This window comes from Natronococcus roseus, from assembly GCF_043677095.1.
Classification (GTDB): domain Archaea; phylum Halobacteriota; class Halobacteria; order Halobacteriales; family Natrialbaceae; genus Natronococcus; species Natronococcus roseus.
The window spans coordinates 208469-233708 of record NZ_JBHLJR010000003.1 but is presented as its reverse complement, the minus strand read 5'-3'; the positions used below and the strand labels follow the sequence as shown (position 1 = coordinate 233708).

General features: G+C 64.6%; 25 protein-coding genes. 11 read left to right on the top strand and 14 right to left on the bottom strand.

What is annotated here, in order from left to right; all coding sequences use genetic code 11:
- Positions 1-20: 20 nt before the first annotated feature.
- The 3 genes from pspAB (at position 21) to radA (ending at position 3137) form a co-directional block, all read left to right on the top strand.
- Entirely contained in the window at positions 21-626 is a 606-nt protein-coding gene (pspAB, locus tag ACFEMD_RS09135; protein ID WP_278303268.1) for a PspA-associated protein PspAB, read from the top strand.
- A 225-nt stretch (positions 627-851) separates the two neighbouring features.
- Complete coding sequence (locus ACFEMD_RS09130) at positions 852-1937, top strand: outer membrane protein assembly factor BamB family protein (protein WP_394740709.1); 1086 nt, start codon at positions 852-854, stop codon at positions 1935-1937.
- Positions 1938-2105: 168 nt separating this feature from the next.
- Complete coding sequence (gene radA / locus ACFEMD_RS09125) at positions 2106-3137, top strand: DNA repair and recombination protein RadA (RefSeq protein WP_394740708.1); 1032 nt, start codon at positions 2106-2108, stop codon at positions 3135-3137.
- A gap of 169 nt (positions 3138-3306) precedes the next feature.
- Here the strand turns inward: radA and sufU are convergent, their stop codons facing one another.
- From sufU to ACFEMD_RS09105, 4 genes are all read right to left on the bottom strand, one after another.
- Positions 3307-3726, bottom strand: coding sequence for a Fe-S cluster assembly sulfur transfer protein SufU (gene sufU, locus ACFEMD_RS09120; protein WP_394740707.1), 420 nt, complete (start codon positions 3724-3726; stop codon positions 3307-3309).
- Between the two features lie 137 nt (positions 3727-3863).
- A complete protein-coding gene (locus ACFEMD_RS09115) occupies positions 3864-4118 on the bottom strand; it encodes a hypothetical protein (RefSeq protein ID WP_394740706.1) in 255 nt (84 codons plus the stop codon).
- An 85-nt stretch (positions 4119-4203) separates the two neighbouring features.
- Positions 4204-4836, bottom strand: coding sequence for an HD domain-containing protein (locus ACFEMD_RS09110; protein WP_394740705.1), 633 nt, complete (start codon positions 4834-4836; stop codon positions 4204-4206).
- Positions 4837-4922: 86 nt separating this feature from the next.
- Positions 4923-5510 (bottom strand): carboxymuconolactone decarboxylase family protein, encoded by a 588-nt coding sequence (locus ACFEMD_RS09105; RefSeq protein WP_394740704.1) that lies wholly within the window; start codon positions 5508-5510, stop codon positions 4923-4925.
- A gap of 109 nt (positions 5511-5619) precedes the next feature.
- On the opposite strand from ACFEMD_RS09105, the gene ACFEMD_RS09100 reads away from it, so the two are divergent.
- Complete coding sequence (locus ACFEMD_RS09100) at positions 5620-5880, top strand: transcriptional regulator (RefSeq protein WP_394740703.1); 261 nt, start codon at positions 5620-5622, stop codon at positions 5878-5880.
- Here ACFEMD_RS09100 and ACFEMD_RS09095 read toward each other — a convergent pair whose 3' ends face one another.
- Positions 5881-6486 carry a hypothetical protein gene (locus ACFEMD_RS09095; RefSeq protein ID WP_394740702.1) on the bottom strand — a complete coding sequence of 202 codons (606 nt, stop codon included), beginning with the start codon at positions 6484-6486 and terminating at the stop codon, positions 5881-5883. It abuts the gene before it with no gap.
- A gap of 1 nt (position 6487) precedes the next feature.
- Positions 6488-8170, bottom strand: coding sequence for a thermosome subunit alpha (gene thsA / locus ACFEMD_RS09090; protein ID WP_394740701.1), 1683 nt, complete (start codon positions 8168-8170; stop codon positions 6488-6490).
- A 165-nt stretch (positions 8171-8335) separates the two neighbouring features.
- Between thsA and fmdA the strand changes: the two genes are divergently transcribed.
- A complete protein-coding gene (gene fmdA / locus ACFEMD_RS09085) occupies positions 8336-9595 on the top strand; it encodes a formamidase (protein ID WP_394740700.1) in 1260 nt (419 codons plus the stop codon).
- 376 nt (positions 9596-9971) lie between these two features.
- Here fmdA and ACFEMD_RS09080 read toward each other — a convergent pair whose 3' ends face one another.
- A complete protein-coding gene (locus ACFEMD_RS09080) occupies positions 9972-10304 on the bottom strand; it encodes a hypothetical protein (RefSeq protein WP_394740699.1) in 333 nt (110 codons plus the stop codon).
- Positions 10305-11139: 835 nt separating this feature from the next.
- Here ACFEMD_RS09080 and ACFEMD_RS09075 point away from each other — a divergent pair.
- Complete coding sequence (locus ACFEMD_RS09075; protein WP_394740698.1) at positions 11140-15753, top strand: multicopper oxidase domain-containing protein; 4614 nt, start codon at positions 11140-11142, stop codon at positions 15751-15753.
- Between the two features lie 104 nt (positions 15754-15857).
- Here the strand turns inward: ACFEMD_RS09075 and ACFEMD_RS09070 are convergent, their stop codons facing one another.
- From ACFEMD_RS09070 to ACFEMD_RS09050, 5 genes are all read right to left on the bottom strand, one after another.
- Complete coding sequence (locus ACFEMD_RS09070; RefSeq protein WP_394740697.1) at positions 15858-17084, bottom strand: RNA-guided endonuclease InsQ/TnpB family protein; 1227 nt, start codon at positions 17082-17084, stop codon at positions 15858-15860.
- A gap of 140 nt (positions 17085-17224) precedes the next feature.
- Complete coding sequence (locus tag ACFEMD_RS09065) at positions 17225-18466, bottom strand: aminotransferase class V-fold PLP-dependent enzyme (protein WP_394740696.1); 1242 nt, start codon at positions 18464-18466, stop codon at positions 17225-17227.
- A 274-nt stretch (positions 18467-18740) separates the two neighbouring features.
- The gene (locus ACFEMD_RS09060; RefSeq protein ID WP_394740695.1) at positions 18741-19031 is read right to left on the bottom strand and encodes a DUF424 domain-containing protein; all 291 of its coding nucleotides are present in this window, start codon (positions 19029-19031) and stop codon (positions 18741-18743) included.
- 3 nt (positions 19032-19034) lie between these two features.
- On the bottom strand, positions 19035-19892 hold the full coding sequence (locus ACFEMD_RS09055) for a tetratricopeptide repeat protein (RefSeq protein ID WP_394740694.1): 858 nt from the start codon (positions 19890-19892) through the stop codon (positions 19035-19037).
- A gap of 298 nt (positions 19893-20190) precedes the next feature.
- On the bottom strand, positions 20191-21606 hold the full coding sequence (locus tag ACFEMD_RS09050; RefSeq protein WP_394740693.1) for an FAD-dependent oxidoreductase: 1416 nt from the start codon (positions 21604-21606) through the stop codon (positions 20191-20193).
- 104 nt (positions 21607-21710) lie between these two features.
- On the opposite strand from ACFEMD_RS09050, the gene thpR reads away from it, so the two are divergent.
- From thpR to ACFEMD_RS09030, 4 genes are all read left to right on the top strand, one after another.
- A complete protein-coding gene (gene thpR / locus ACFEMD_RS09045) occupies positions 21711-22268 on the top strand; it encodes an RNA 2',3'-cyclic phosphodiesterase (protein WP_394740692.1) in 558 nt (185 codons plus the stop codon).
- 76 nt (positions 22269-22344) lie between these two features.
- Positions 22345-22497: a 50S ribosomal protein L39e gene (locus ACFEMD_RS09040; protein WP_394740691.1), complete on the top strand. Its 153-nt coding sequence runs from the start codon at positions 22345-22347 to the stop codon at positions 22495-22497.
- 2 nt (positions 22498-22499) lie between these two features.
- Complete coding sequence (locus ACFEMD_RS09035) at positions 22500-22778, top strand: 50S ribosomal protein L31e (protein ID WP_005554673.1); 279 nt, start codon at positions 22500-22502, stop codon at positions 22776-22778.
- Positions 22779-22780: 2 nt separating this feature from the next.
- A complete protein-coding gene (locus tag ACFEMD_RS09030) occupies positions 22781-23446 on the top strand; it encodes a translation initiation factor IF-6 (protein ID WP_005554671.1) in 666 nt (221 codons plus the stop codon).
- Between the two features lie 5 nt (positions 23447-23451).
- On the opposite strand, the gene ACFEMD_RS09025 is transcribed toward ACFEMD_RS09030, so the two are convergent.
- Positions 23452-23748 carry a DUF7322 domain-containing protein gene (locus ACFEMD_RS09025; protein ID WP_394740690.1) on the bottom strand — a complete coding sequence of 99 codons (297 nt, stop codon included), beginning with the start codon at positions 23746-23748 and terminating at the stop codon, positions 23452-23454.
- Between the two features lie 40 nt (positions 23749-23788).
- On the bottom strand, positions 23789-24103 hold the full coding sequence (locus ACFEMD_RS09020; RefSeq protein ID WP_394740689.1) for an ASCH domain-containing protein: 315 nt from the start codon (positions 24101-24103) through the stop codon (positions 23789-23791).
- 107 nt (positions 24104-24210) lie between these two features.
- Between ACFEMD_RS09020 and ACFEMD_RS09015 the strand changes: the two genes are divergently transcribed.
- Positions 24211-25161, top strand: a complete 951-nt coding sequence (locus ACFEMD_RS09015) for a DUF6159 family protein (RefSeq protein WP_394740688.1) — start codon at positions 24211-24213, stop codon at positions 25159-25161.
- Positions 25162-25240 lie beyond the last annotated feature (79 nt).

The window sequence follows — 25240 nt, the reverse complement described above, 5'->3', positions numbered from 1 at the left end:
ACACACCCCTCACTCCGGGTATGGGACTACTGGACGGGCTTCGCTCCATCCTCGGCACGCGCGCCGAATCCGACGCGAAACGCGACGCCGATCCCGACGACCTCTTCGGGATGAGTACCGCCTACCTCACGATGGAGGCCGACCTGGGCTACGAGTCCGCGGACGTCGGCGCGCTCTGCTTTTCGGGCGTCGACTCGAGCAGCTTCCGCGAGGCCGTCGACGAGGTCGAGGCGATCCTCGAGGCCGGCCGCGAGGACACCGGCACCGAGTTTTCGGTCTCGGAAGACGACCACGGCTACCACTGGGTCGTCCTCGAGGACACGGATCCGGAGGATCTGATCACCAGTCTCCACTTCGCCGCGGACACGTTCATCGAACACGGCTACGGCTCGCGGCTGCTCGCGGCCGTCTTCGCCTACCGGAACGAGTCGGGTCCGGCCTACTGGATCTACTCGTTCCGCCGGGGGCGGTACTACCCGTTCGCACCCCGTCCCGGCCGGGAGCGGGATTCGAACGCCGAATTCAAACTCGAGGCGACGCTGGACGGCGAACTCGAGATCGAGCGCGACAAGGAGTACTGGTACCCGCTGTGGCCGAGCGAGGGTGGCACCCACCCCTGGGAGTAGGTGGGGCTCCGGCCCGCTCGACGCAATCCAAATCAGTTTGGGGTCAGCGGTAATGCGTCCGCTCCCGTAGAACCGAGTACGACAGGACGCGAACCCAGCTGCGCCATACACCGGCTGTCCTGTCGCATCCCCTTACCCCACCCCTCTTCCGCTTCCGTTTTCGCTTCTCCTCCGTAGCGACCGCTGTCGAACCAGTTATCCGGTCGGCATCGGTACGCCCGACCAGTGACCGACTGGAATCAGTTCAAACGGGATCCGCAGCACTCGGGCGTTCGCCGCGACCTCGAGGGACCCGACCGCCCCGAGTCGGCCTGGACGGTCGAACTCGCGGGTACGGCGGGATCGCCGGTTCTCGACCGCGACACCGTCTACGTCGGGACGACGCGCGGGAACCTGTACGCGCTCGACCGCGAGACGGGCCGGCGCAGGTGGGTGTTCGAGTCGACCGACGGGATCGACGCGACCCCGATCGCCACGTACGACGGCGTCTACGCCGCGACCGACACCGGGACCGTCCACGCGATCGACCCGGGAACCGGCGACGACCTGTGGCGGACCGAGCTTCCGGCCGCCCTCGAGTCCGACCTCGCGTTCGCGGACGGCCGACTGTACGCCGGCCACACGGCGGGCCTGTCGGCGATCGAGGCCGAAACGGGCGAGCTCACCTGGACCCACGAGACCGACGCCCCGGCCGCCGGCTCCCCGGTGGTCGCCACAGACCACCCTCGAGTGTACGTCGGCACCGCCGACGAGCAGGTTCGCTGTCTCGAGGACGGGACCGACGCGGTCGAGGAGAAGTGGAGTGCGCCGACCGACGGAGTCGTCGCGGCGCCGCCCACGATCGCCGACGGCCGGGTCTACGTCGCCGACGACGACGGCACGCTGCTCGCGCTCGACACCGAGACCGGCCAGACCTGGTTCAGCTACGAGATCCGCGGTTCGTTCACGTCGTCGGCGACGGTGCTCCCCGAGGAGGGGACCACCTTCGTCGGCGCCGACGACGGCTACCTCCACGTCACCGACACCCGTTTCGGCCGGCGCAAGGTCCGAGGATGGCTGTTCTCGAAGAAGGGGATCGCGCTGGACGGCGAGGTCGACGCGAGCCCCGTCGTCGCCGGCGACGTCGTCTGCGTCGGCGATTCGACCGGTTCGCTCTACGGCGTCGACGCGACCGACTACGACCTGCGCTGGCACGTCGACCTCGGCGCTCCCGTCTCGAGGACGCCCGCGCTCGCGCCCGGACGGCTGTACGTCGCCGCCGCCGACGCACTCTCCTCGCTCGAGTGGGCGACCGACGAACCGACCCCGTAATCCGTCTCGAGCCACGACGACACGACCTCCGGTCTACGCGGCCTCGGCCGCGTCTTGACTCCTAAACCTTCGTTCCTCGTCTCCGATCACCTCGGCGCCTTCCGGCACTTTCACTTTCACTCTCCTGTTAACGAGGCTTTATGGGGCGTCCGCCACAACGAGTGAGTAATGCCAGACGCAGACCTTGAGTCCCTCCCTGGTGTCGGACCGGCAACCGCAGACAAACTCCACGAGGCCGGCTTCGATTCCTTCCAGAGCCTGGCCGTCGCCTCGCCCTCCGAACTCTCGAACACGGCCGACGTCGGCGAGTCGACGTCGGCGGACATCGTCCGCGCGGCCCGCGACGCCGCCGACGTCGGCGGCTTCGAGACCGGCTCCACGGTGCTCGAGCGGCGAAACGAGATCGGCAAGATGAGCTGGCACATCGACGAGGTCGACGACCTGCTCGGCGGCGGGATCGAGACCCAGTCGATCACCGAGGTGTACGGCGAGTTCGGCTCCGGCAAATCGCAGGTCACCCACCAGATGGCCGTCAACGTTCAGCTCCCCAAGGAAGTCGGCGGCCTCCACGGCCGCGCGATGTTCATCGACAGCGAGGACACGTTCCGACCCGAACGAATCGACGACATGGTTCGGGGGCTTCCGGACGAGGTCATCGAGGCCACCCTCGAGGACCGCGAGATCGAAGGAACGCCGGGCGACGAGGCGACGATGGAGGAGCTCGTCAACGACATCCTCGACAAGATCCACGTCGCGAAGGCGTTCAACTCCAACCACCAGATGCTGCTGGCGGAGAAGGCGAAGGAGCTCGCCGGCGAACACGAGGAAGCGGAGTACCCCGTTCGACTGCTCGCGGTCGACTCGCTGACCGCTCACTTCCGCGCCGAGTACGTCGGCCGTGGCGAGCTCGCCGAGCGCCAGCAGAAGCTCAACAAGCACCTCCACGACATCGACAAGGTCGGCAACCTCTACAACACCGCCATCATCGTCACCAATCAGGTCGCCTCGAACCCCGACTCGTTCTTCGGCGACCCGACCCAACCGATCGGCGGGAACATCCTCGGCCACAAGTCGACGTTCCGGATCTACCTCCGCAAGTCCAAGGGCAACAAGCGGATCGTCCGACTGGTCGACGCACCGAACCTCGCCGACGGCGAGGCCGTCATGCGCGTCGAGGACGGCGGACTGAAGCCCGAATAACGCGCCTCGACGACCGCCGTTCTCGTGTCTCGTTTTCGCGCTCGTTCGCTCGTCCAGCGATAGCCGTACTCGGCTCGAGCGTTACGCGTCGCTCTCGACGCTCGCTACCGACGGTACAGCGATTTCCAGCTCCGGCGACGGCAAAAAGGGGGAGACGGATCGGGCTCAGCTACTCCTCGGTCGAGGTCTTCTCCTTGTCGAGTTCGCCCCGGTAGATCTCCGCGCCGTCCTGGGCGACCTTCTCGGCGAGCACCGCACACTTGACTCGCATCGGCGAGATGTCGACGCCGAGCATGTCGATGACGTCGTCGCGGTCCATCTCCAGTAGTTCGTCGACGGACTTTCCCTGGAGCTCCCCCGAGAGCATGCTCGCGGAGGCCTGACTGATCGCACAGCCGTCCCCGGAGAAGGCGACGAACTCGATCGTCTCGTCGTCGTCCTCGAGTCTGACGTCCATTCGAATCTCGTCGCCACACATCGGGTTCTCGCCGATGTGGGTGAAGGTCGGATCCTCGAGCTCCCCGTAGTTACGGGGGTTCTTGTAGTGGTCGAGGATCTGCTGTCGGTACATATCGGAGCCGAGTCCCATCGTTGGAAACGCGTACGGCTGTGCGTTGTAAAAGGGTTCCGGGGCTCGAGAGCCGTCGCTACGGAACTCGGCGACGACAAAAACCGGTTCGGATACCGGATCGCCTCCGGCTCCGTCGGGTTGCGAACGGTCGTCGATCAGTGCTCCGTCGATCCCCGGTCGACCGGCGGGTTCAGGTAACAGGCGTCGGCGATGACGCCAGCGCCGACGACTGCCGCGACCGCGAGGGCGTACACCGCCGGGATACCCAACGCGCCCGCGGCGACCAGCGCAACCGTAAACGCGATCGGGATGAGTCCAAGCGCGAGATCGTACCGGTTCGCCGCGGCGAGAACGTCGACCAGGGCATCGAACGGGTCCCGTTCGGGACGTCCAGTCGTGTTCTCGTGCATTCGTTCTCACCTCGGCGGCTACCCGTATGTGATCGAATCTAAAGAACTTTTCCCGAGTTCCTCGTTGTTCCGACGGGTCGACGGACTACGCATCACCCGACGCCTCGGCTTCGAAGCGCGCGAGGTACTCGCGGACGAACGCCGCGCGATCCCCGGCGAGCGCCCGGCCCGCATCGGTGTACATCCGCTCGGGTAACTCGAGGATCTTCTTGTAGAAGTGGTTGTACTGCGATCGGCCGGCCGTCGTCTCGTCGTCGGCTGGCGGAACGTCGGGATCGTACAGCGGGCTTCCGATGACCGAGCCGTGGGCGAACGCGCGAGCGATCCCGACCGCACCCAGGGCGTCGAGGTTGTCCGCGTCGCAGACGATCTCGGCCTCGAGGGTCTCGGGCTCGACGTCGTTCGAGTAGCGGTGGGCGCGAATACAGTGCCGGACGCGGTCGATCGTCTCCTCGCTCGCACCGACGTCCGCGAGGATCCGGCTGCCCTCTCGAGCGCCCCACGTCGCGTGGTCGTCGATCTCGCCGCGGTCCTCCCGCTCGCGGCCGATGTCGTGGAGCGCGACCGCCAGCTGGACGATCCGCTCGTCGACGGGCGCCGTCTGTTCCGCGACGAGGGTGTCGGCCAGCGCCGCGACCCGCCGGACGTGGTGCCAGTCGTGGGCCGGCGGCGCGTCCTCGAAGTACGGGCGGGCGCGGTCGCGGACGGTTTCGAGCATGTCGTCGCGTTTCGCGGTCCTCGTAATAAGACCGGCGTCGTGCGGGCGCTCGTTCGGCGGACGACTGCCGTCACACCCACCGACACTCAGGACGTCTTCGGGCGCGGATTCTCGAGGGGGTAGTCGACGTCGTCGGGGTAGGCGCTCTCGTCGGTCGGCTGGAGCTCGAGGGCGATACAGAACCGATCGAGGCCCACCTCCAGACTGGCGAACAGCAGGAGCTCGACGACCTCCCGTTCGGTGAACGCCTCGCCCAGTTCCGCGAAGAAGTCGTCGGAGAGCCTGTGCGGATCGGTCGAGAGCGCCTCGGCCAGCGAGACGGCGAGATACTCCCGACGTGAGAGTTCGTCCTCGTCGACGTCGCCGAAGACGGCGTCTTCCTTCGGTTTGACCGCCTCGCGAACCTCGAGGGTGCGAACCGTTGCGCAGTACGCACACTGGTGGGTTTCGGCGACCTTGATCCGCATCAGCTCCAGCAGCGCCGTGTCGACGTTCGCTCCTCGCCCGAACGACTCGAACGCCGCCACGATGTGCTCGAACAGCTCCGGGCAGTGGGCCATCGCACCGAAGAACGCACTGTCGCCGTACCAGCCGGTTTCGGCCTCCTCGAGCCGCTCTCGGATCCGCTTATCGTCTACGTCCTCGGGATCGCGTGGCTTCGGTCGCGGTGACATAGCTCGCCGTTTACCACGTGCAATGTTATATTTTGCCATGAGTGGCCCGGACAACGGCTCCCGTCGCAACCGACAAAAGATAAGACGATAGCGCCGGTTTCGTCTATCCATGACTCCCTCGAGGTCCGACAGTTCGACCGACGACGCGCTCGCACCGGCCGAGATCACGGACCGCCTTGACGGGCTGGACGTCGGGGATACCGTGACGGTGAACGATCGGGAGCTGCCCTACGAGGTGATCGAAACGGACGCCTACTCCGTCGTCGCGGCGGATCCGAACGGCCATCGGGTGACGATCTCTCAGAACCTTCAATCCGGCGGCTGGACGATCAACGAGCCCGTCTACGACGTCGAGTCGCTCGAGGAGTAGTTACTCCCACTCGAGGAAGAGCCGGAACTCTAGGTCGTTCTTGTCGTCGCCGACGACGTCGGTGGACTCCTTCTGGAACGGCCTCGAGAGTTCGCTTTCGTCGGTTACGGACGGCTCGCAGAGCCGATCCGCGAGCCGCTGGACGGCGTTGGCGCGCTCGCCCGGCGACCGGAGGACGATCCCGTCGTACTCCTCGAGCGGGACCCCCTCGAGTCGATCGAGGATCCCCTCGAATTCCGCCCGCTCGCTGACGGCGACGCTCGCGAACCGCCTCGAGTCGTGGGTCAGCGCCCGCACGCCGTCGGTACCTCCCGTCCCCCGGATCGCGCGTTCCACGGCGGCAGTTCGGATCCGTTCGGCACGGTCGACCGCGTTCGCCCGCCACGCGCTCTCGGGTTCGTCGGGTTCGACTCGAACCGCGTAGGCGTCGCCGTCGAACTCGAGCAGTCCGTAGGCGACGGCCAGCTCGAGCAGTCCTGGAGACGGTGTGCCGGCAAGCTCTCGCTTCGCCCTGGCAGCCGTAAACGGCTCCGACCCGTACCGTTCGACGGCCGCGGCGTACAGTTCGAGGCAGTCCTCGAGCCGGGGAAGTTCGGTTTCGCTCATCTCAGTGCCCCATCGAGTGACCGACGGCCCAGGGGTATCCCTCGGTGCTCCGGATCAGCCCGTCAGGGCCGTGATCGTGGTCGTGATCGTGATCCGACGCCTCGCCTCGCGGGGCCATCGGGACGGTGTCGTCGATGCGAACGATCATGCTCGCGGCCTCCCCCGCGCTGGCGATCGCCTGGCGCTTGACGTACAGCGGCTCGAGCACGCCGGCCTCGGCCGCGTCGACGACCGATCCGGTCTCGAGGTCCAGTCCGGCGGCGTGGTCGCCGTCGTGGTGGGCGTTCCGCAGCGCCAGCAGGGCGTCGGTCGACCCGATCCCGCTGGTTTCGGCCAGCGTCCGCGGAATCGTCTCGAGGGCGTCGGCGAACGCCTCGACAGCGAGCTGTTCGGACCCCGACCGGCCGGCCGCCATCGATCGGAGCTCGCGGGCGAGCGCTACCTCGGTCGCGCCCCCACCGGGGACGACCGCTTCGTCCTCGATCGCGAGCTTCAGCGCGTAGAAGCAGGTGTCGAGCATCCGCTTGGTCTCGTCGGCGACGTGCTGGGTTCCGCCCCGGAACACGACCGACACCTGCTCGAGCTCCTCGAGCCCCGAGACGACCGTCACGTCGGTGGGTCCGACCGACCGCCGTTCGACGGTCGCGGCGGCCCCGGTCGTCGCTCGCGTCAGGGTCTCAACCGGGACCGGCTTGCCGCCGGTCGCGCGGGCTAGTCTATGGAGTTCGTCCCGCTGTGTCCGTTCGATCGGGAGGATCCCCCGCTCGGCGAGCAGGTAGCGAACGGGGTCGTCGATCGACTGCTGGCAGAAGACGACGTCGGCGCCGACCCCGGCGATCGCGTCCGCGTAGTCCTCGTACACGTTCCGCTCGTACTCCCTGAGCGCCTCGTACTGCTCGACCGTCTCGAGGTCGACGCTCCCGACGCCCCGGGCGGTGTCGATCGACAGCTCCTCGTCGACGAGCGCGACCGTCGCGTCCCGGTAGCGGTTCGGGAGCGTCGCGTCGGGCGAGACGACGTCGGTCGAGGACTCCCGCATGTCGATGACGAGGCCCTCGATCACCGCGGAGTCATAGAACGAACCCCCTGGGATCGTCTTCCTGGTGAGGCGCTCGAACGCGACGCGGTCGTCGCGCTCGATCGCCCGCACGGCCTCGACGGCCCGGTCGGCGAGAAAGTCGGTTCCCGACTCGTCCCACTTTCCGGTCACGACCGTTCGCGCGATCTCCCGTAGTCGCTCGTCGTCCGCGAGGTCGATCGGGACGGTCAGCTCCGCGAGGCGCTCGACCGCCTGCGAGACGGCGAGGTGGTACCCCTCGGTGATCTTCGCCGGCGGGACCCCCTTCTCGAGCAGCGACTCGGCCTCGCCGAGCAACTCGCCCGCGAGCAACACTGCGCTCGTCGTTCCGTCGCCGACGGCGGTGTCCTGTCCCTCGGCGACCTCGAGGACGAGGGTTGCAACCGGGTGGGAGAGCTTCATCCGCTCGAGGATGCTCGCACCGTCGTTCGTGATCGCCACCTTCCCGTCGTCGGTGATGAGCATCTTGTCCAGCCCCTTGGGCCCGAGCGTCGTTCGGACCGTCTCCGCGAGGCGTTTCCCGGCCTCGAAGTTCCTCGCTCGACCCGGAACGTCGTCGGTGTCGCCCGTTTCGAGTCGATCGTGTACCGCGTTACTCCCCGACATATCGTATCCGCTCGAGGATACCGAACGGACCGTGATAAAGGGATCCGCACCCGTTCCGGATCGCCGCAATCGCGACGCCAAAGTTCGGTTCCGTCGGTGGGTCCGGAACTATCAGCGATGTTGAATCAGCTATAACTGTGGCCGAACTAATAGTGAACGTGAACCATGCCGGAAACCGTCTTCGAGGTCGATACCGAGTCCCCGCCCGAGGAACAACCCGATCCGATCGTCAACCGCTGGCACCCCGACGTGCCGCCGGTGTCGTCGATCGAACCCGGCGAGAAGGTACGGATCGAGTGTCTCGACTGGACCGGGGGGCAGGTGAACAACGACGACAGCGCGAACGACATCCGCGACATGGAGCTGGATCCGAACCACCACCTGAGCGGCCCCTTCGAGGTGAAGGGGGCCGAGCCGGGCGACATGCTCGTCGTCGACATCCTCGACCTCGGCGCCTTCCCCGACCGCGAGTGGGGGTTCAACGCGATCTTCGACCAGGAGAACGGCGGCGGCTTCCTCACCGACCACTTCCCGGAGGCCCGCAAGAGCATCTGGGAGCTCGACGGCGTCATGGCCAGCACGCGCCACATCGAGGACGTCCGGTTCCCCGGCTGTGCCCACCCCGGCATCCTCGGGACGGCACCGTCCCACGAACTGCTCGAGGAGTGGAACGAGCGCGAGCGCGCGCTCATCGAGCGCGGACCCGACGACCCCACCGCGGTCAACCACGAGACCGGCGAAGCGGAGCCACCGCTGGCCCTCCCGCCCGAGCCCAACGACGTCCTGCTGGGCGACATGGACGAGGATCAGGTCGACGAGGCCGCCGAGGAGGCCGCGCGGACGATTCCGCCCCGCGAGAACGCGGGCAACTGCGACATCAAGAACCTCGGTCGCGGTTCGCGAGTGTATCTACCCGTCTTCGTCGAGGGGGCGAACTTCATCACCGGCGACCTGCACTTCTCGCAGGGCGACGGCGAGATCACGTTCTGCGGCGCGATCGAGTTCCCCGGCTGGATCGACCTGCGGGTCGACGTCATCAAGGACGGGATGGAGAAGATGGGCACGGACTACGCCATGTTCAAACCCGGCTACATGGACCCGGACTTCTCGAACTACGTCGTCTTCGAGGGCTACTCCGTCGACGAGGACGGCACCCAACACTACAAGAACGCGAACATCGGGATGCGCCGGGCCTGCCTCGACGCCATCGACTACATGACGAACTTCGGCTACTCCGCCGAGCAGGCCTACATGCTGTTGAGCACGGCGCCCGTCGAGAGCCGGATCGCGGGTATCGTGGACCTGCCGAACACCTGCGTCACGGTGTCGGTTCCACAGGAGATCTTCGAGTTCGATATCGACCCCGATCGGCTGGCCGACGGCGGCCCCGACGAGAGCCGCGGCGACGTCGCGAAGACGTCGTAGCCACGCTACTCCCGCTTAGTCATCGATTCTGACGGGGGTTGGGTGGGTGTATCGTCCGTCGGTGACCGCGTGTTCGTGTCCTCTGGAACCCGCCCGGCAATAGTGATCGAAGCGACCCACACTTAATCGAGCCACACGTGCAGCCGAAGAGCCGTAACCGTCCCGACGGAACTACCGGCTGGTCGGCGACGATCCACACACCTTCCGTGACACCGGATCCGACGGTGAGTCGATCACGCCGACCCAACGACCACCGTCGTTGTACTACCAGAGTCGTGGGTTGGACCCTCCAACCTACTCGCTTTTCCCGCCCATAGAGCTATCCGCGGCGAGGACGCCGTAGCTCGCGTCGATCCGGTGAGCACGACGACTACGTTCACTCCGATTCGCGTTCGAAGAGCGCGTCGGAGAGACGTCGAATGTCGTCGACGATCTCGCCGTCCTCGTCGAGCTTGTACGTCACCCGATCCTCAAGCTCGTCCGTCTCGATAAGGAGGCCGTACGCGACGAGATCCGCCACGTGGTCCTCGACCGACTCGGTATCGACGCCCGCGATTCGACCGATTTCGTTCACGCTAAAGCGGGTGGCGAGATCTTCCTCCTCGGTCAGCAGCGGCCCGATGATTTTGGTTTTCGGGTGGGCTCCAAACACGTCGGTCAGCGGGATGTTCGTAACGATCGATTCGGGGTCGTCCGAACTCGCATCCATACTCGGTACAACGGCAAACTGAGGAGCAAAAGTTGGGCGAGCGACTGCTGCCTCGGCCCGGCGTCCTCGAACCGTTTCCGGGTAGGGGGACAACAGACGGCCGAACCCGGCCCTGACGATCGAACGACGTCTCCATCACGCGAACAGCTGTTGTACCAGTCGAGACGCTTCGCGTCTCGCTCGCCTCCGCCCGTTCGCGTTGTTCACTCGCGAAGACGTCGTACCTCGCGTCGATTCCGGTACTGCTATTGTGCGGATCAACTCCCCAATTTGGGATAGAATCTCTGAAATTTAGAAAAACATGGTAGCAACCTGATCAGTTCAGATATTCAATAGAGAAATCTACTCGATTCTGTGGCGTGAACGTAGCAGACTTTCGGGTAATTCCTCCCTACGACTTGGTAGGCGCTTGCTATTCAGCAGCAGTTGGTTCGCTGTTTCTCTTAGACATTCCCTACCTGATCACAGTCACCGAATATATAATATCCCGTCTCCGGACAGGCCAGATGGATCTGAACGATACCAATCGCGTTACCCGAAGACCAATGCTAACACGACTAACATACTGGCGTCTTCCCACCCGGGTTCCGAAAGGCGGCGTTAGCCTCGACCTCGCTGACTGTAATCCCCGTCTAGAACCAGTGGAAGAGGCGCTCAGGGCAGTGTTTAGCTGGTTTGGTGATTGGTGCGGATCCCACACTTCGGCCCTCCAAAGCGGATCACACTACAAAAAGTCACAACTAAATCATACTATACCCAGATAAAAATGTCAGAAAAAAGCCAAAACCCGGACCAGGACCTTGCAGCGAAGATCGACCTTACGCGACGACAGTTGATGAGTACGATCGGTGGTCTCACCGGTGGTGCAGCCGCAGCCGGAGTAGTGGGTGCGACCCGTCGAAACAAGTACGAAGGTCCTTTGTACTACACTGATTGGACCTGCCTCTACGAGCGGGATGCCAAGAAAGAGGCCCAGTCAAACCATCCGGTCGAATCATTTCACACGCGCGAAGAACTCGCTTCCGAACGCTACCGGACTGGATACCTCGCACTCTCGGAGGAGAACCAGCGCAAAATAGATCGAGAGTTCGTCGAGCAGTATTCCGGCAAGGAGGACGAACAAACGCAGTCGCCGGAACTCGACCTCCGGAAGTTCAAACCAGGACAGACCGGATCGCTCGAGTTCAGGACCCACATTCTCGAGCATCCGCTCGTTCTCAAGCTTCGAGCTCGCGGCTACGAGAAACAGAGCTGGATGAACCACGTGCGCGCTACGCTTCGGTACACGCCGTGTCCGGACGACTGCGAGGAAACCATCGCCGACGGCTCCCTGTGTGACGTCTTAGAGACGCTCGAAGATGGTGTTGATCTCGACGGGAATCGAAGTCACGGGAGCCGTGGTGATTTCGAGCCGAAGACGACTCACGGGTTCGAACTCGAGTGGGAAATCCCCAAGAGCTGTACGCTTCCGGACGATCGAAAGCGTATCAAACTCGATTTCGATGCAAAGCCGCGGCCAGCGAACGGCGAACCGACGACTCGGCGATTCACGGTTCACGCTATCGACGTCGAGATCACCTACAACTCGTTCGGGACGAACAACCCTGAGGGGGCAATGTACGTCTTGGAGGAGAACCTCGAGGCCGTTCGCGAGGCGGAGGGTGTGAATCCGGGGACGTCCGGAGTCGATACGTCGGTGATCGAGCCGCTGGTGTTGCGTGCGAACGAGGGAGACACCGTGGAGATCGAGTTCGTCAACAGCCTCGGTCAACACCCCGAACGGGACGACTTCGAGGAACGGCCGGCATCGATTCATCCCACGGGAATCTCCTACGAAGTCGACGACGCTGACGGAATGGCCGTCGGATTCAACGAGAACACCGTCGTCGAGCCCGGGGAGTCGACAACTTACACCTGGCATGCCGACTCGCAGGGAGCATACTTCTTCCAGGATGGTGCGTACCAGGCCTGGGATAGTATCCCGGACGACGGTAACAACGAAGAGATCAACTCGATGGCTCGAGGGTTGTTCGGCGCGTTCGTCGTCGAACCACCGGGTGCAACCTGGACCGATCCCTGTACGGGTGCACCACTGCGGAGCGGTGTCCGTGCTGACATCCACGTTCCGGACATGCCGGACCACCGGGAGTTTGTCCCGATCTACCACGATCACGGACGGATTCGGCCTGAGGGGTTGACCGTCCCCGGCACCGATATCGAGCAAACGCTGCACGCGATCAACTACCGTGCCGAACGGACGAGCGAACGGATCGGTGAAATGGACGGTCCGGACGGATCGTTCTACAGCTCGTGGGTCCACGGTGATCCAGGTGGCGGCGATAACGTCTGGGAAGCGTATCAGGGTGATCCAGTCAAGTTCGTGATCGTTGGGGCCAACCCCGAGGAGAACCACGTCCATCACCTCCACGAACACCGCTGGAACCAGATCCCGTTCCGGGAGGACAGCGACACGCTCGACGCCCAGAACCTCGCGATGGGTGAGGGGTACCGCCAGTTCCTCACCGTTGCTGCCGGCTCTCGATCACTCCGCCCGGATCTAACTGCTGAGGAGGCCTTCGAGGCCGGTGCCGGTGGCCTTCACGGCAGTATCGGTGACTTCCTCTTTCACTGCCACATGTTCCCCCACTACGGCGAGGGGATGAACGGCTTCATGCGAGTTCACAACCAGCGCCAGCTCCACCTCCAGCCGCTGGCGAACAACGAACCGGATCTTCCGATCGACTCGGATATTCTCGGGTTCCCCGACTTCATCCCCGGAACAGAGGGCGAGATGCCGCCGAAGCCGCCGCTGTCCCAGCCGAACGATCCGCGGCAACCGGAGCCCGAGGAGGAGGCCGCGCTCCCCGCGCTCGTCCCCGGTGCGCCGTACACCGACCCGTGTGTGCCGGAGGACGTGGAGCCAGCGAATGCCGGTGTCAATCCCAATAGCGACAATCCGACGACGACCGAACCCGATCTCGTCTACGATGTCGTTGTCCTCCCAACGCGGCTGGTCTACAACGATCACGGCGACTACGATCCCGAGGGGAAGGTGTACGTCTTAGAAGAGAACGTCGACGCGGTCCTCGAGGGCGAGATGATGCCCGAACCCCTGTTCATCCGGGCGAACGTCGGCGACTGTATCGAACTTAACGTCCGCAACGAACTCGATACGGGGGCCTCAATACATACACACTTTGTTTCGTACGATGTGCTTGGTTCGGACGGGTTCGCGAACGGCTACAACTACGATCAGGGAGCTGACGCCGGCGATACGATGACCTACCGGTGGTTCGCCGATGAGGAGGGGACTATCTACTTCCATGACCACGTCACTGGGATTTCGGACAGTCAACACGGTGAGATCGGCGCGCTACTTGTTGAGCCCGAAGGATCTGAATGGCTCGACCCACACACTGGCGAACCGATCCGCTCGGGCTCGCAGGCGATTATCGATCCGCCCGAAGAGGAGGCCTACCGCGAGTTCTGTCTCGCATACCAGGATTTCGCCCCGCTGATCGACTCCGACCTCGAACTAGACGAACAGCCCGACGATCCCGAGGACGACGCGTTCGTTAACCCCCACGAGCAACATGGCGTCAACGCCGGCGTCGGCGCGATCAACTACCGGAACGCGCCGTACTACCGCCGCGGTGCCGACCCTGACCCGGCGTACGTCCACAGTTCGTTCGTCCACGGTGATCCCGAGACGCCGACGCTGGAGGCCTACCCCGACGATAAGGTCCGGATCCGTCTCGTCCACGCCGTCTACGAGGAGCAACACAACTTCGATATTCACGGCATTCACCTCGATGACTTCGGTGTCGATCCAGGGCCGAATGAAGCGCAGATCACCGCTCCATCCGAAGCGTTCACGTTCGAACTCCGCGAGTCGGACACGATGGGGTACGACCTGCAACCGAACGCTGCGGAGCTTCCGTTCCGGGACTACCTCTACGGCTCGATGATCTCCCACGACCTCTGGGACGGGATGTGGGGGCTGTTCCGGGTGTTCGACGCCGCTGTCGACCACCTCTACCCGGTCCCGGACACCGAACCCCCGGAGGGAGAGATCTCGGAAGAGGAGCTACTCGAGATAGGGCATCCTGCGCCACTCGACCGACGCTCCGAGCGGGGTCACGTCGCGAAACACACCTTTGATGAGCCGACGACCTCTCCGACGGCGCCGCCGGACTGTGATCGCCGACTCGAGAACGTCGACGGCTCTCCCCCGCCCCAGGCGCCGACTCCGGGAGATCCGTGTCCGGACGACACACAAACGCGATCCTACGACGTGACGGCGTTCCGAACGCGAATCGACTTCAACGAGTACGGCGACCACGACCCCTGTGGGATCGTCTACGCGCTGGATGACCACGTCGACGCGATCGAAAGCGGCGATCGTCCGACGGAGCCGCTCCTGTTGCGTGCAAACGAGGACGACTGTATAGAGCTCACGCTGACAAACGGACTGTCCGAGGACAGAAACATCCATGACGACCATCCACGCATGCGGACGCCTGTTGGTGACCTTCCACCCGAATGGGAGCCCTCGAACCGTATCTCGCTCCATCCAAAACAGGTCAGTTACGACGTGAACGGTTCGGACGGTGCAACGGTTGGCTTCAATTACGATCAGACGATCGGTCCAGGCGAATCGATCACCTACCGATGGTTTGCCGACGAGGAAGTCGGGACGACGACCCTCTGGGATATGGCAGATATGCGGAGCAATCGCCATCACGGAGCGTTCGGTCAGCTGATTGTCGAGCCCGAGGGCGCAGAGTGGCTCGATCCGAGTGGTGAACCAACAATCACGAGTCGAGAAGCAATCATCCGAGATCCGGATGGAGAGGACTTCCGTGAGTTTGCACTCTCGATGAGCGATGCTCGGTACGTGGTCAACGACGATGGAAGCTGTGTCGTTCCACGGAATCCGGACGACGATGACCAGGATCCCGACGCGGACTGTAACCAGCTCGGTGATGCCGAGGATCAGGGCTATATGGCCTTCAATAATCGATCGGAGCCGTTCCATCGCCGCTTCGAGGCGAACGACTCACGACAGGAGCGAGTCTACGACTCGACGATTCACGGCGATCCCGCAACACCAGTGTTTACCGCTAACCCTGGTGACCCCGTTCGATTCCGCCTGAGCCAAACTGCTGATGCATCTCGAGGAATCTCCTTCCATCTTGCAAATCACCGATGGGAGCGGTTCGAGGACACACCAGAATCGCCCCTGATCAGCGTTGACGGCCAATACTCCCCCGGGAGGAGTTCAACGCTTGAACTCATCGGGGGCGCCGGTGGGCCGCTCGGTGATACCGGCGACTTCATCTTCAAGGAGATGAAAGAACGGCGACGTCTCGAATCCGGTGCGTGGGGTATTCTTCGCGTCGGAAGGCCCGCACGGAAGAAAGACGGCATCAAGAAAGGGAAGGACTGATCCCCGTATAATCGTCTCCTCTGACGGGAGGATTGGTGGCCGGCTCTGCCCCGAGTAAGATGACGTCTGCAATACCAGCCGATCCCCGGTGAATCGCCTCGGGGTCAAGCCCCGAGGCTTCCTGCTTCGATGACGCGCTTTGCAGACACCGAGGTGGTGTCCGTAGGGAGCGCAGTCTCCACAGGCGTGTCTTCGGGCCATTCCAGCCCTAGTTCAGAAAGGCCGCGTTGCAGGACGTTCATCGCTGCGTTCGCGTCACGGTCACACTCAAATCCACACGACGGGCAAGAGTGTTCCCGTACCCAGATTGGTTTCGCCGTCTCCACACCACACGACGCGCACTCTTTAGTAGTACCTCGCGGTTCGACCTGAACGACGTGACAACCGTACAGGTCAGCCTTATATTCGAGGAGCGTAATGAATTGCCGCCACGCCGCATCCTGCTTGTTGCGAGCGTTATGCGACTGTTCCAGCATCCCCTTCACGTCCAAGTCTTCAACGAACACCGCGTCATACTCACGGACGAGCCACGTCGTAATCTTGTGCTGGTAGTCCAGTACCTTCTGCTTGATGTGACGTTTAACTTTCGCCACTTCCTGACGTTGTTTCTCCCAGTTGTTCGACCCTTTCTGCTTCCGTGAGAGCTTGCGTTGCTCGCGCCGAAGTCTGTCGTACTCGTCTTCGAGATTGAGCCAATCCACCGTCTTACCGTCCGAGGTATGGATGTAGTTCAGAATGCCGAGGTCTATTCCGACACTGTTACTCGTGTCGAGGGAGTCCACGTCGGGGTTTTCGGGCAAATCGGCGTCGTCGGTTTCGAGGCCGAAGGAGACGAACCACTCGCCGGTCGTTTCCTTCTTGACGGTGACTTCTTTGCTGTCTGCTTCATCGGGGATTTCGCGGTGATAGCGGATTTTGATGTCACCGATTTTGGAGAGCCAGAGTGTCGCGTGTCGGCCACTCGTGTTTTTGAGTTCGAAGCCGGACTGCGAAAACGTCATACTCTGAAACTCCCGTGGAGACTTCCACTTGAGTTTCCCGACCTTCCGACCGTTCTGCTTCTGCTCGGAGAGGCCATCGAGGTTCTGGTAGAACCGTGTGACGGTTCGTTGCAGTGCCTTTGAGTTGACTTCCGAGAAGACGGGGAACTCGTCTTTCCAGCCGGGGAGTCGGTAGTGGTGTTTGTACGCGGAGCCGATGTCGTCGGCGCCCACGTTCTCGTACTCGTAGAGGGTGTAGTTGTACGCTTGGCGATGAATGTCGATGTGACGTTCCAGTTCAACCGCTACCTCTTGTGTCGGGTAGGCGGGGTAGCGGTGACTGTACTCCATCGCTGTCTACTATTTTGGAATATGTTCACTTAGTGGTTTGTGTGGCTGCCGACCGGATTCAACCCCGGGGTCAAGCCCCGGGGCATTCTCCTCTACCGCTTGTAAAAGGGGCTGCTGGACGTCACACGCATATTCTACTTCTATGCGAACAGCTGCCGCGCGTCGTCGAGCGCGGCGACCAGCTCGTCGACCTCCTCGCGGGTGTTGTAGACGTAAAACGAGGCTCGAGTCGACGCCGGGACGCCCAGCTTGTCGTGGAGCGGCTGGGTACAGTGGTCGCCGGCACGAACCGCGATCGTGTGGTCGTTCATGATCGAGGTGAGGTCGTGGGCGTGGACACCCTCGAGGTTGAAGCTCACGAGGCCGCCGCGGTCCTCGCCGGGTTCGGGGCCGTAGATCTCGACGTCGCCCTCGTCCTCGAGTTGCTCGTAGGCGTAGCGCGCGAGTTCCTGCTCGTGATCCTGGATCCGCTCCATACCGATCCCCTCGAGCCAGTCGACGGCGGCGTGGAGGCCGACGGCCTCGGCGATCGGCGGCGTTCCGGGCTCGAACTTCCAGGGGAGGTCACCCCAGGTCGACTCCTCGAAGGTGACCTTGCGGATCATCCCGCCGCCGTAGAGGTAGGGTTCCATCTCCTCGAGCAGTTCTTGCTTGCCGTAGAGGACGCCGATCCCGGTGGGGCCGGCCATCTTGTGACCCGAGAAGGCGTAGAAGTCGGCGTCGATCTCCTTCACGTCGACGGGGTGGTTCGGGACCGCCTGGGCGCCGTCGATAAACGAGAGGGCGTCGTGTTCGTGAGCGAGGTCGGTCAGTTCGCCGACGGGGTTGATCGTCCCGAGCGTGTTCGAGATGTGGACCGCCGAAACGATCTCGGTGTCGTCGGTGATCAGCTCGCGAGCGTGGTCCATGTCGAGGCGGCCGTCCTCGTCGACGCGGATGTACTCGACGCTAGCGCCGGTTCGCTTGGCGATCTGCTGCCAGGTCACCAGCGAGGCGTGGTGTTCCATCTCGGTGAGGACGACCTCGTCGCCGGGACCGAGCTCGTTCAGCCCCCACGAGTACCCCAGCAGGTTCTCGCTCTCGGTCGTGTTCTTCGTGAAGATGACCTCCTCGCGGCCGTCGGCGCCGATGAACTCGGCGACGCGGTCGTGGGCCGTTTCGTAGGCCTCGGAGGCCTCCTGGCTCAGGTGGTGGATCCCGCGGTGGACGTTCGCGTTGGACTCGCGGTAGTAGTTGCTCATCGCGTCGACGACCGGATCCGGGGTCTGGGTCGTCGCCGCGTTGTCGAGGTAGACGACCTGCTGGCCGTCGAACTCCCGCTGGAGGATGGGGAACTCGTCGCGGATGGCCTCGACGTCGAGCGCGAGGTTCTGGGAACTCATTGAATAGTAAGTGGGCTCCCAGACAAAACACTCCTTCGGTCCCAGCGAACGGCGCGGCCGCTCATCGGGGAGTTTTCGGAAAGGGAAGGGTGGGTGGTGTGTCACGACAGGGGGTGTCGAACGACTCTGGTGTGATGGGTGGTGGTAGGGCCCTGTCGTACTACACCGTAGCCCCGCCGTGTAAATACCGTTGACCCCAACACAGTTTGGTAACACCAGGATCCGACCTTGCATCAATCGAAGCTCGTCCGTATCTCGACGCCGGCGAGCGTCCCTACATCCACAACAGCTGGGCGTGTTTGGTGTCGCCGACCTCGAGGACGTTCGCCTCGTCGACGAACCCCTCCTCGATCGCGAGATCGACGGCCCGCGTGCCGACGATGTTGGCGACGGTCGCCCGCGCGAGGCTGTCGACGACCGTCGCCTCGTCGGTGGTCTCGCCCCCGTAGAACTTTTCGGTGACCTCGAGGGTGACGTCGTCGCCCTCGAAGCGCTCGCCGAGGACGTCGGCGTCACAGACGGCGACGAGCAGCCCCTCCGGCGTCTCGCGTTCGTTGACGATCATACCTCACTCGAGTTGCCAGTCGTCGTCGGCTTCGGGCTCGGGGACGCGTCCCGGATCCGTGATCTCGACGTCCTCGCGGTTCGGCGGGCGGCCGCCACCCGCCTGCTGACCCGCCATCTCCTCGCGTTCTTCCATCACGCGCTGTTCGGCCCGCTCGCGCATCTCGTTTGCCTCCTCGGCGATCTCCTCGGCCTCGTCGTACTCGCCGAGCTCCTCGAGAATTTCGGCCTTTTCCTCTAACACCTGGGAGTTGCGCATCCCCAGTCGGATCGCGTTGTCGACGCAGTGAAGCGCCTCCTCGGCCAGCCCGCGCTCCGAGAGGAAGAAGGCGCGGTTGAACCAGCCCTCGGCGAAGCGTTCGTCGATCTCGACGGCCCGCTCGGCGTGCTCGAGCGCCTGGGCGGTCTCGCCGAACTCCCAGAGCGCGTAGGCGAGGTTCGTTTCGGCGGTGGCGGCGTGCTCGCTCTCGGAGTCGATCTGTAGTGCCTCCCGGTAGGCGCCGATCGCCTCGTCGTACTCCTCGAGTTCGGCGTGGGCGACGCCCTTGTTCGTCCAGGCCTCCTGGGCGAGCAGGTCGTTCTCGGCGAAGTTGGCGGTTCGCTCGAACGCCTCGGTGGCCTGCTCGAACCGGTTGATCTGCATGTAGTTGAGCCCGACGTCGAGCAGCTCGCTCGCCTCGACCTCGTCGCTGTCGATGCTGTGTCGGTCGAGGGTGTCGGTGACGACCCGGGAGTCGACGGGGTCGACCTTCGCGGGGTCGACGCCCAGCTCCGGCGGATCCAGATCGAACTCGTCGTAGTCGTCCCCGAACCCCTCCCCTTCGGAGAAGGGATGGTCGGAGTCGCCCTCTCGATCAGTCATTGGTGGAAAGTGGTCGCGACGACTGTTAAGGGCTGCGACCTAGCGGTATCTGTCGGCCGGACTGATGTCGCTCACGGGATCGAAAACACCACGAAAGCCCCTGCGTGCTCGACTCCCAGGACTCGCTGCGCGCCGCCTCCGGCGGTGCTCGCTTCGTCCGGGTTCGTCGAGCACGCAGCCCCTTTCAGTCCCACCCGCGGTGGCTTGACGGATCGGCCGACACGCATGGGACTTTGGTGGTGTTCTCGGCAGGCACCGTGTCCGCGTCGGCTGGCTCTGTAGCGGTCTTCAGATCGCGTTATCGCAGCTGTCCCGAGAGCACCTTCGCCGCGACGAGGATCGGGTCCCACGTCGTGTTGAAGGGCGGCGCGTACGCCAGATCGTAGTTCTCGAGGTCCTCGACGGCGGCAGCCTCGTGGAGGGCCGCGACGATCGCGTGGCTGCGGTGGACCGCGCCCTCGCCGTACTCGCTGACGAGACTCGCTCCGAGCACTCGCCCGGTGTCGCGGTCGGCGGTCAGCGTGACGGTGACGGTGCCGTCTTCGGGGTAATAGCCCGCCCTCGAGTTCGCGTCGATCGTCTCCGTGACGGGGTCGAAGCCGGCCTCGCGGGCCTCCTCGTGGTCGAGGATTCCCGTCCGGGCGGCCTCGACGTCGAAGGCCTTGATCGCCGCCGTTCCCGCGATAGCGCCGCCCGTCGTCGGCTGCCCGGCGACGGTCTGGCCGACCGCGCGGCCGTGGCGGTTCGCGGTCAGGGCCAGCGGGACGTACGCCGGCTCGCCGGTGACGGTGTGGATCGCCTCCGCGCAGTCGCCGGCGGCGTAGACGTCGTCGGCGCTGGTCTCCCGATAGGGATCCGTCGCGATCGCGCCCGTCTCGCCGAGTTCGATCCCCGCGTCCTCGGCGAGGTCGGTTCGCGGCCGGACGCCGGTTCCGAGCAGCGCCATCTCGACGTCGATCCGTTCGTCCGCAGCGACGACCGCCTCGACCGCGTCGTCGCCCTCGAGTCCCTCAACCTCGCTGCCGAGGTAGAGTCGGACATCCTGCTCGCGGAGGTGGTCGGCGACGGCCTCGCTGGTCGCCTCGCCGAACGTCGGCAGCAGGCGCTCGCCGCGCTGGAAGAGGTGGACCTCGAAGCCGTTTTCGGCCAGCGCCTCGGCCATCTCGATGCCGACGTACCCGCCCCCGACGACCGCGACGGGACCCGTACAGTCCTCGAGGTACTGGCAGGCTATCCCCCGGTCAGGCTGCTGGAACGTCTCTTCCTCGCGCGCTCTGGCGACGTACTCCCGGAGCTCCTTCCCGTCGCTCATCGATCCCAGCGTGTAGACGCCCTCGAGGTCGGTGCCGTCGACCGGCGGTTCGGTCGCGGCGGCGCCGGTCGCGATCAGTAGGGAGTCGTACGACTGCTCGACGACCCTCTCCTCGCTCTCGGCGGTCACCGTCTTCTCGTCGGGATCGATCCCGACGACCTCGTGGCCAGTCCGCAGGTCGATGTCCCGCTCCTCGCGGAACTCTTCGGGCGTCACGGAGACCAGGTCCTCGAGCGACTGTATCTCCCCCTTGACGTAGTAGGGAAGTCCGCAGGCGCCGTAAGAGACCCACTCGCCTTTCTCGAAGACGACGACCTCGAGCCCGGGGTCGTCCCGTTTAGCCTTGCTCGCGGCTGACATCCCGGCGGCGTCGCCGCCGACGACGACGAAGGTGTCGGACATGGCTCCTCGTTTCTCGCCCAGCCGCTTAAGCGGGGTCCACTCGGCTGCCGGATTCGGCCCCGGTCACCGTCACCGTTGAGTACGATCCCGTCCAAGGGACGCGTATGCGACTGTTCGTCAGCGTCGATCTCCCGGACGACCTCGCCGAGCCGGTCGCCGACCTTCAGAAGGAGTTCGCCGAGGCCAGCGGGCTGAACTTCACCGACGCCGAGCGGGCCCACCTCACGCTGAAGTTCCTCGGTGAGGTCGCGGAGGACCGCCTCCCCACGCTCTCGCGGGAGCTACGGGCCGCGGTCGACGAGGCCGCCGTCTCCCCCTTCACCGTTCGGTTCGACGGACTCGGCGTCTTCCCCGACCTCGAGTACATCAGCGTCGTCTGGCTGGGCACCGAGGCGGGCGGAGCCGAACTCGCGCGGCTCCACGAGGCCGTCGAGGAGCGAACGACCGCGATGGGGTTCGACGAAGAGTCCCACGACTTCACGCCTCACGTCACCCTCGCGCGGATGGAACACGCCGGCGGCAAGGAGCTGGTCCAAGAGCTCGTCCGTGAGCGCGAGCCGACTGTCGGCGAGATGCGCGTCGACGAGATTCGCCTCACCGAGAGCACCCTGACCGAAGACGGCCCCGAGTACGCGACCGTCGACCGGTTCCCCCTCGAGTAGGCCGGGGAGAACCGGACCCGCGAGGCCTCGCGAGATGGACAACATTTTAAGCCACCGCGGGCTACGTCCGGCTACTATGGGTAAGAAATCGAAGGGCAAGAAGAAGCGACTTGCCAAACTCGAGAAGCAGAACAGCCGCGTGCCGGTCTGGGTCATGATGAAGACCGACATGGAAGTCACCCGGAACCCGAAGCGACGCAACTGGCGGCGCAACGACACTGACGAGTAACAATGAGTGCAAGCGATTTCGAGGAGCGGGTCGTCACCGTTCCGCTGCGTGACGTCAAGAAGGGCGCCAACCACGAGGCCGCCGACCTCGCGATGCGACTGGTCCGCGAACACCTCGCGAAACACTTCGCGGTCGACGAGGACGCCATCCGACTGGATCCCTCGATCAACGAGACGATCTGGTCGCAGGGCCGATCGAACCCGCCACGGAAGCTCCGCGTTCGCGCGGCTCGCTTCGACGAGGAGGGTGAGGCCGTCGTCGAGGCCGAGGTCGCCGACTAAACTTGCAGCGTCTCGCCTTCGCCGGGTCGGCCTACGTCGGCGTCTTCGCCCGCGCGACCGACTCCTGCGTGCTCGTCCGACCGGACGTCGACGATGACACCGTCGCCGACCTGACCGACGAACTCGAGGTGCCCGCCGTCCAGACGACCGTCGGCGGCTCCTCGACGGTCGGCGCCCTCGCAACGGGCAACGAGAACGGACTGCTGGTCAGCTCCCGCGTCCTCGAGTACGAGCGCGAGCGCCTCGAGGAGACAGTCGACCTCCCGGTCGCCGAACTCCCGGGGAACGTCAACGCCGCAGGTAACGTCGTGCTCGCGAACGATTACGGCGCGTACGTTCATCCCGACCTGACCCGCGAGGCGATCCAGGTCGTCAAGGACGTCCTCGACGTCCCCGTCGAGCGCGGTGACCTCGCGGGCGTTCGCACCGTCGGTACCGCTGCGGTCGCGACCAACTCGGGCGTACTCTGTCATCCCAAGGCGACCGACGAGGAACTCGACTTCCTCGAGGACGCCCTCGACGTCCGGGCCGACGTGGGCACCGTCAACTACGGCGCGCCGCTGGTCGGCTCGGGACTGCTCGCCAACGACGCCGGCTACGTCGTCGGCGAGGAGACCACCGGACCGGAGCTCGGTCGGATCGAGGACGCCCTGGGCTACCTCGACTGAGTTCGCTATTTCGCGTTCTCGTACCACCGATATATCCAGCCCGTCAGCGCGAGCGCCGCGATACCGCCGACCGCGATGGCGCCCCCGAGCAGCCACTGGCCGTTGAAGGCCACGAGCAACAGCCCGACGCCGGTCGCCATCACCCCGACGTGGGCGAAAAGGAGCGCGCTCACGAACGCGAGCAGCGTCTCTCGGGACATCTCGCTGAACGCTTCCTGTAGCTCCTCGCTCCCGTCGTCGTCCGAGTCGGCCTCGAACGGCGACGGGTCGTCCTCTTCGAGTTTCTCGAGTGGGTTGATCATGCTATGTTGACCGGCAGCCACACGCAGAGGGTGGCGTCGCTCATTCGACTGGCTCGAATCGATGACGAACGACCTCGCTGTCGTCGTTCCACTCGAAGTCGTCGTGGGCGCGCTCGAGCAGTCGCTCGTAGGCCTCGAGGTCGTCCATCCCCTCCGCGCGGGCGTCCTCGTCGGTGAGATCGCCGAGCGTCCGCTCGGTCACGTCCACTATCTCGAGCGTCGTCCCCTCGATCGTGAACGTGTCGCCCTCGTCGGCGTAGCGGTGGCCGCGGTGGATCTGGGTCACCTCGCCCTCGAGAACCTGCCCCTGCATTCGTTCGCTCGGCAGCAACTCGGCCGGATCGTGCTCGGTCATAGCCGGTCGTACGCGGGCTCGAGGGAAACCGTTTGGCCCAACACAGCCGTCACCGGTCCGAACTGTTCACCTCAAGAACTATATCCTGTCCCGAACGATCGTTCAGCATGATGTTCGGTTCGCTGTTTGAACGGATCCGAACCGGTCTTCGGGTCGCGAAGGCGTCGTTCGGCGTCCTGCGCCGGGAGTACTGGCTGCTCGTCTTTCCGGTACTGTACGGGATCGCCTGGCTGGCGGGAGCGGTCGGTCTCGTCGCCGGCATCTTCGTCGCCCTCGTCGGCGCCGGCTACGGGCTGGCAGCCGTCGACCAGGTCGCGGCCCTCTCGGAGGGACAGGCCGAGACGACCGTCACCGCGCTTTTGATAGCGGCCTCGGTCCTGTTCATGTTCGTCGCGACCGCGGTTGCGACGTTTTTCAGCGCGGCGCTCGTCCACTCGGTCGGCTCGCTGTTCGCCGGCGAGTCGACGAGCCTCAGGGACGGACTCGCGGGCGCGTGGGAGGCCAAACGGACGATCCTCGCCTGGGGTGCCGTCGGCGCCGCGGTCGGACTGGTCTTTCGGGCCCTCGAGAGCCGGGAGGGAACCGCGGCCCGGCTCGCCCGCTCGGTGGCCGGCTTCGCCTGGTTCGCGATGACGTTCTTCATCGTTCCCGTGATCGTCTTCCAGGACGGCGGCGTCCGGGAGTCGATGCGAAACAGCGTGGGGCTCTTTCGGGACACCTGGGGTGAGGCGGGCGGCACGACGCTCGGCATCGGGCTCGTTATCCTCCCGCTCGCAGCGCTCGTCGGCGGGCTCGGAATCGGTCTCCCGTTGGTCGCACTCGAGGCTCCGTGGGCCGTCCTCCAGTACACGCTCGTTCCGACGCTGCTCGCACTCGGTGCGTTGTTGGTCGTCCACAACGCGGCGACGGCGGTCGCGAAGACGGCGCTGTACGAGTACGCGACCGACGGCGAGCTGCCGCCGGAGTTCGACGGAATCGATCCGGATCAGCTCGTCACGCGCAAGCGATCGGCCTCGTCGATGACGGGCTCGACCGGTCGCGAGCCAGGTCAGATCTAGTGCTGACGCTTCGCCCGAAGCTACCCTCGAGCCGCCCTCAGCTCCCCGTTCGGCGGCGAGTTCGTTCTCGCCGGCTGAC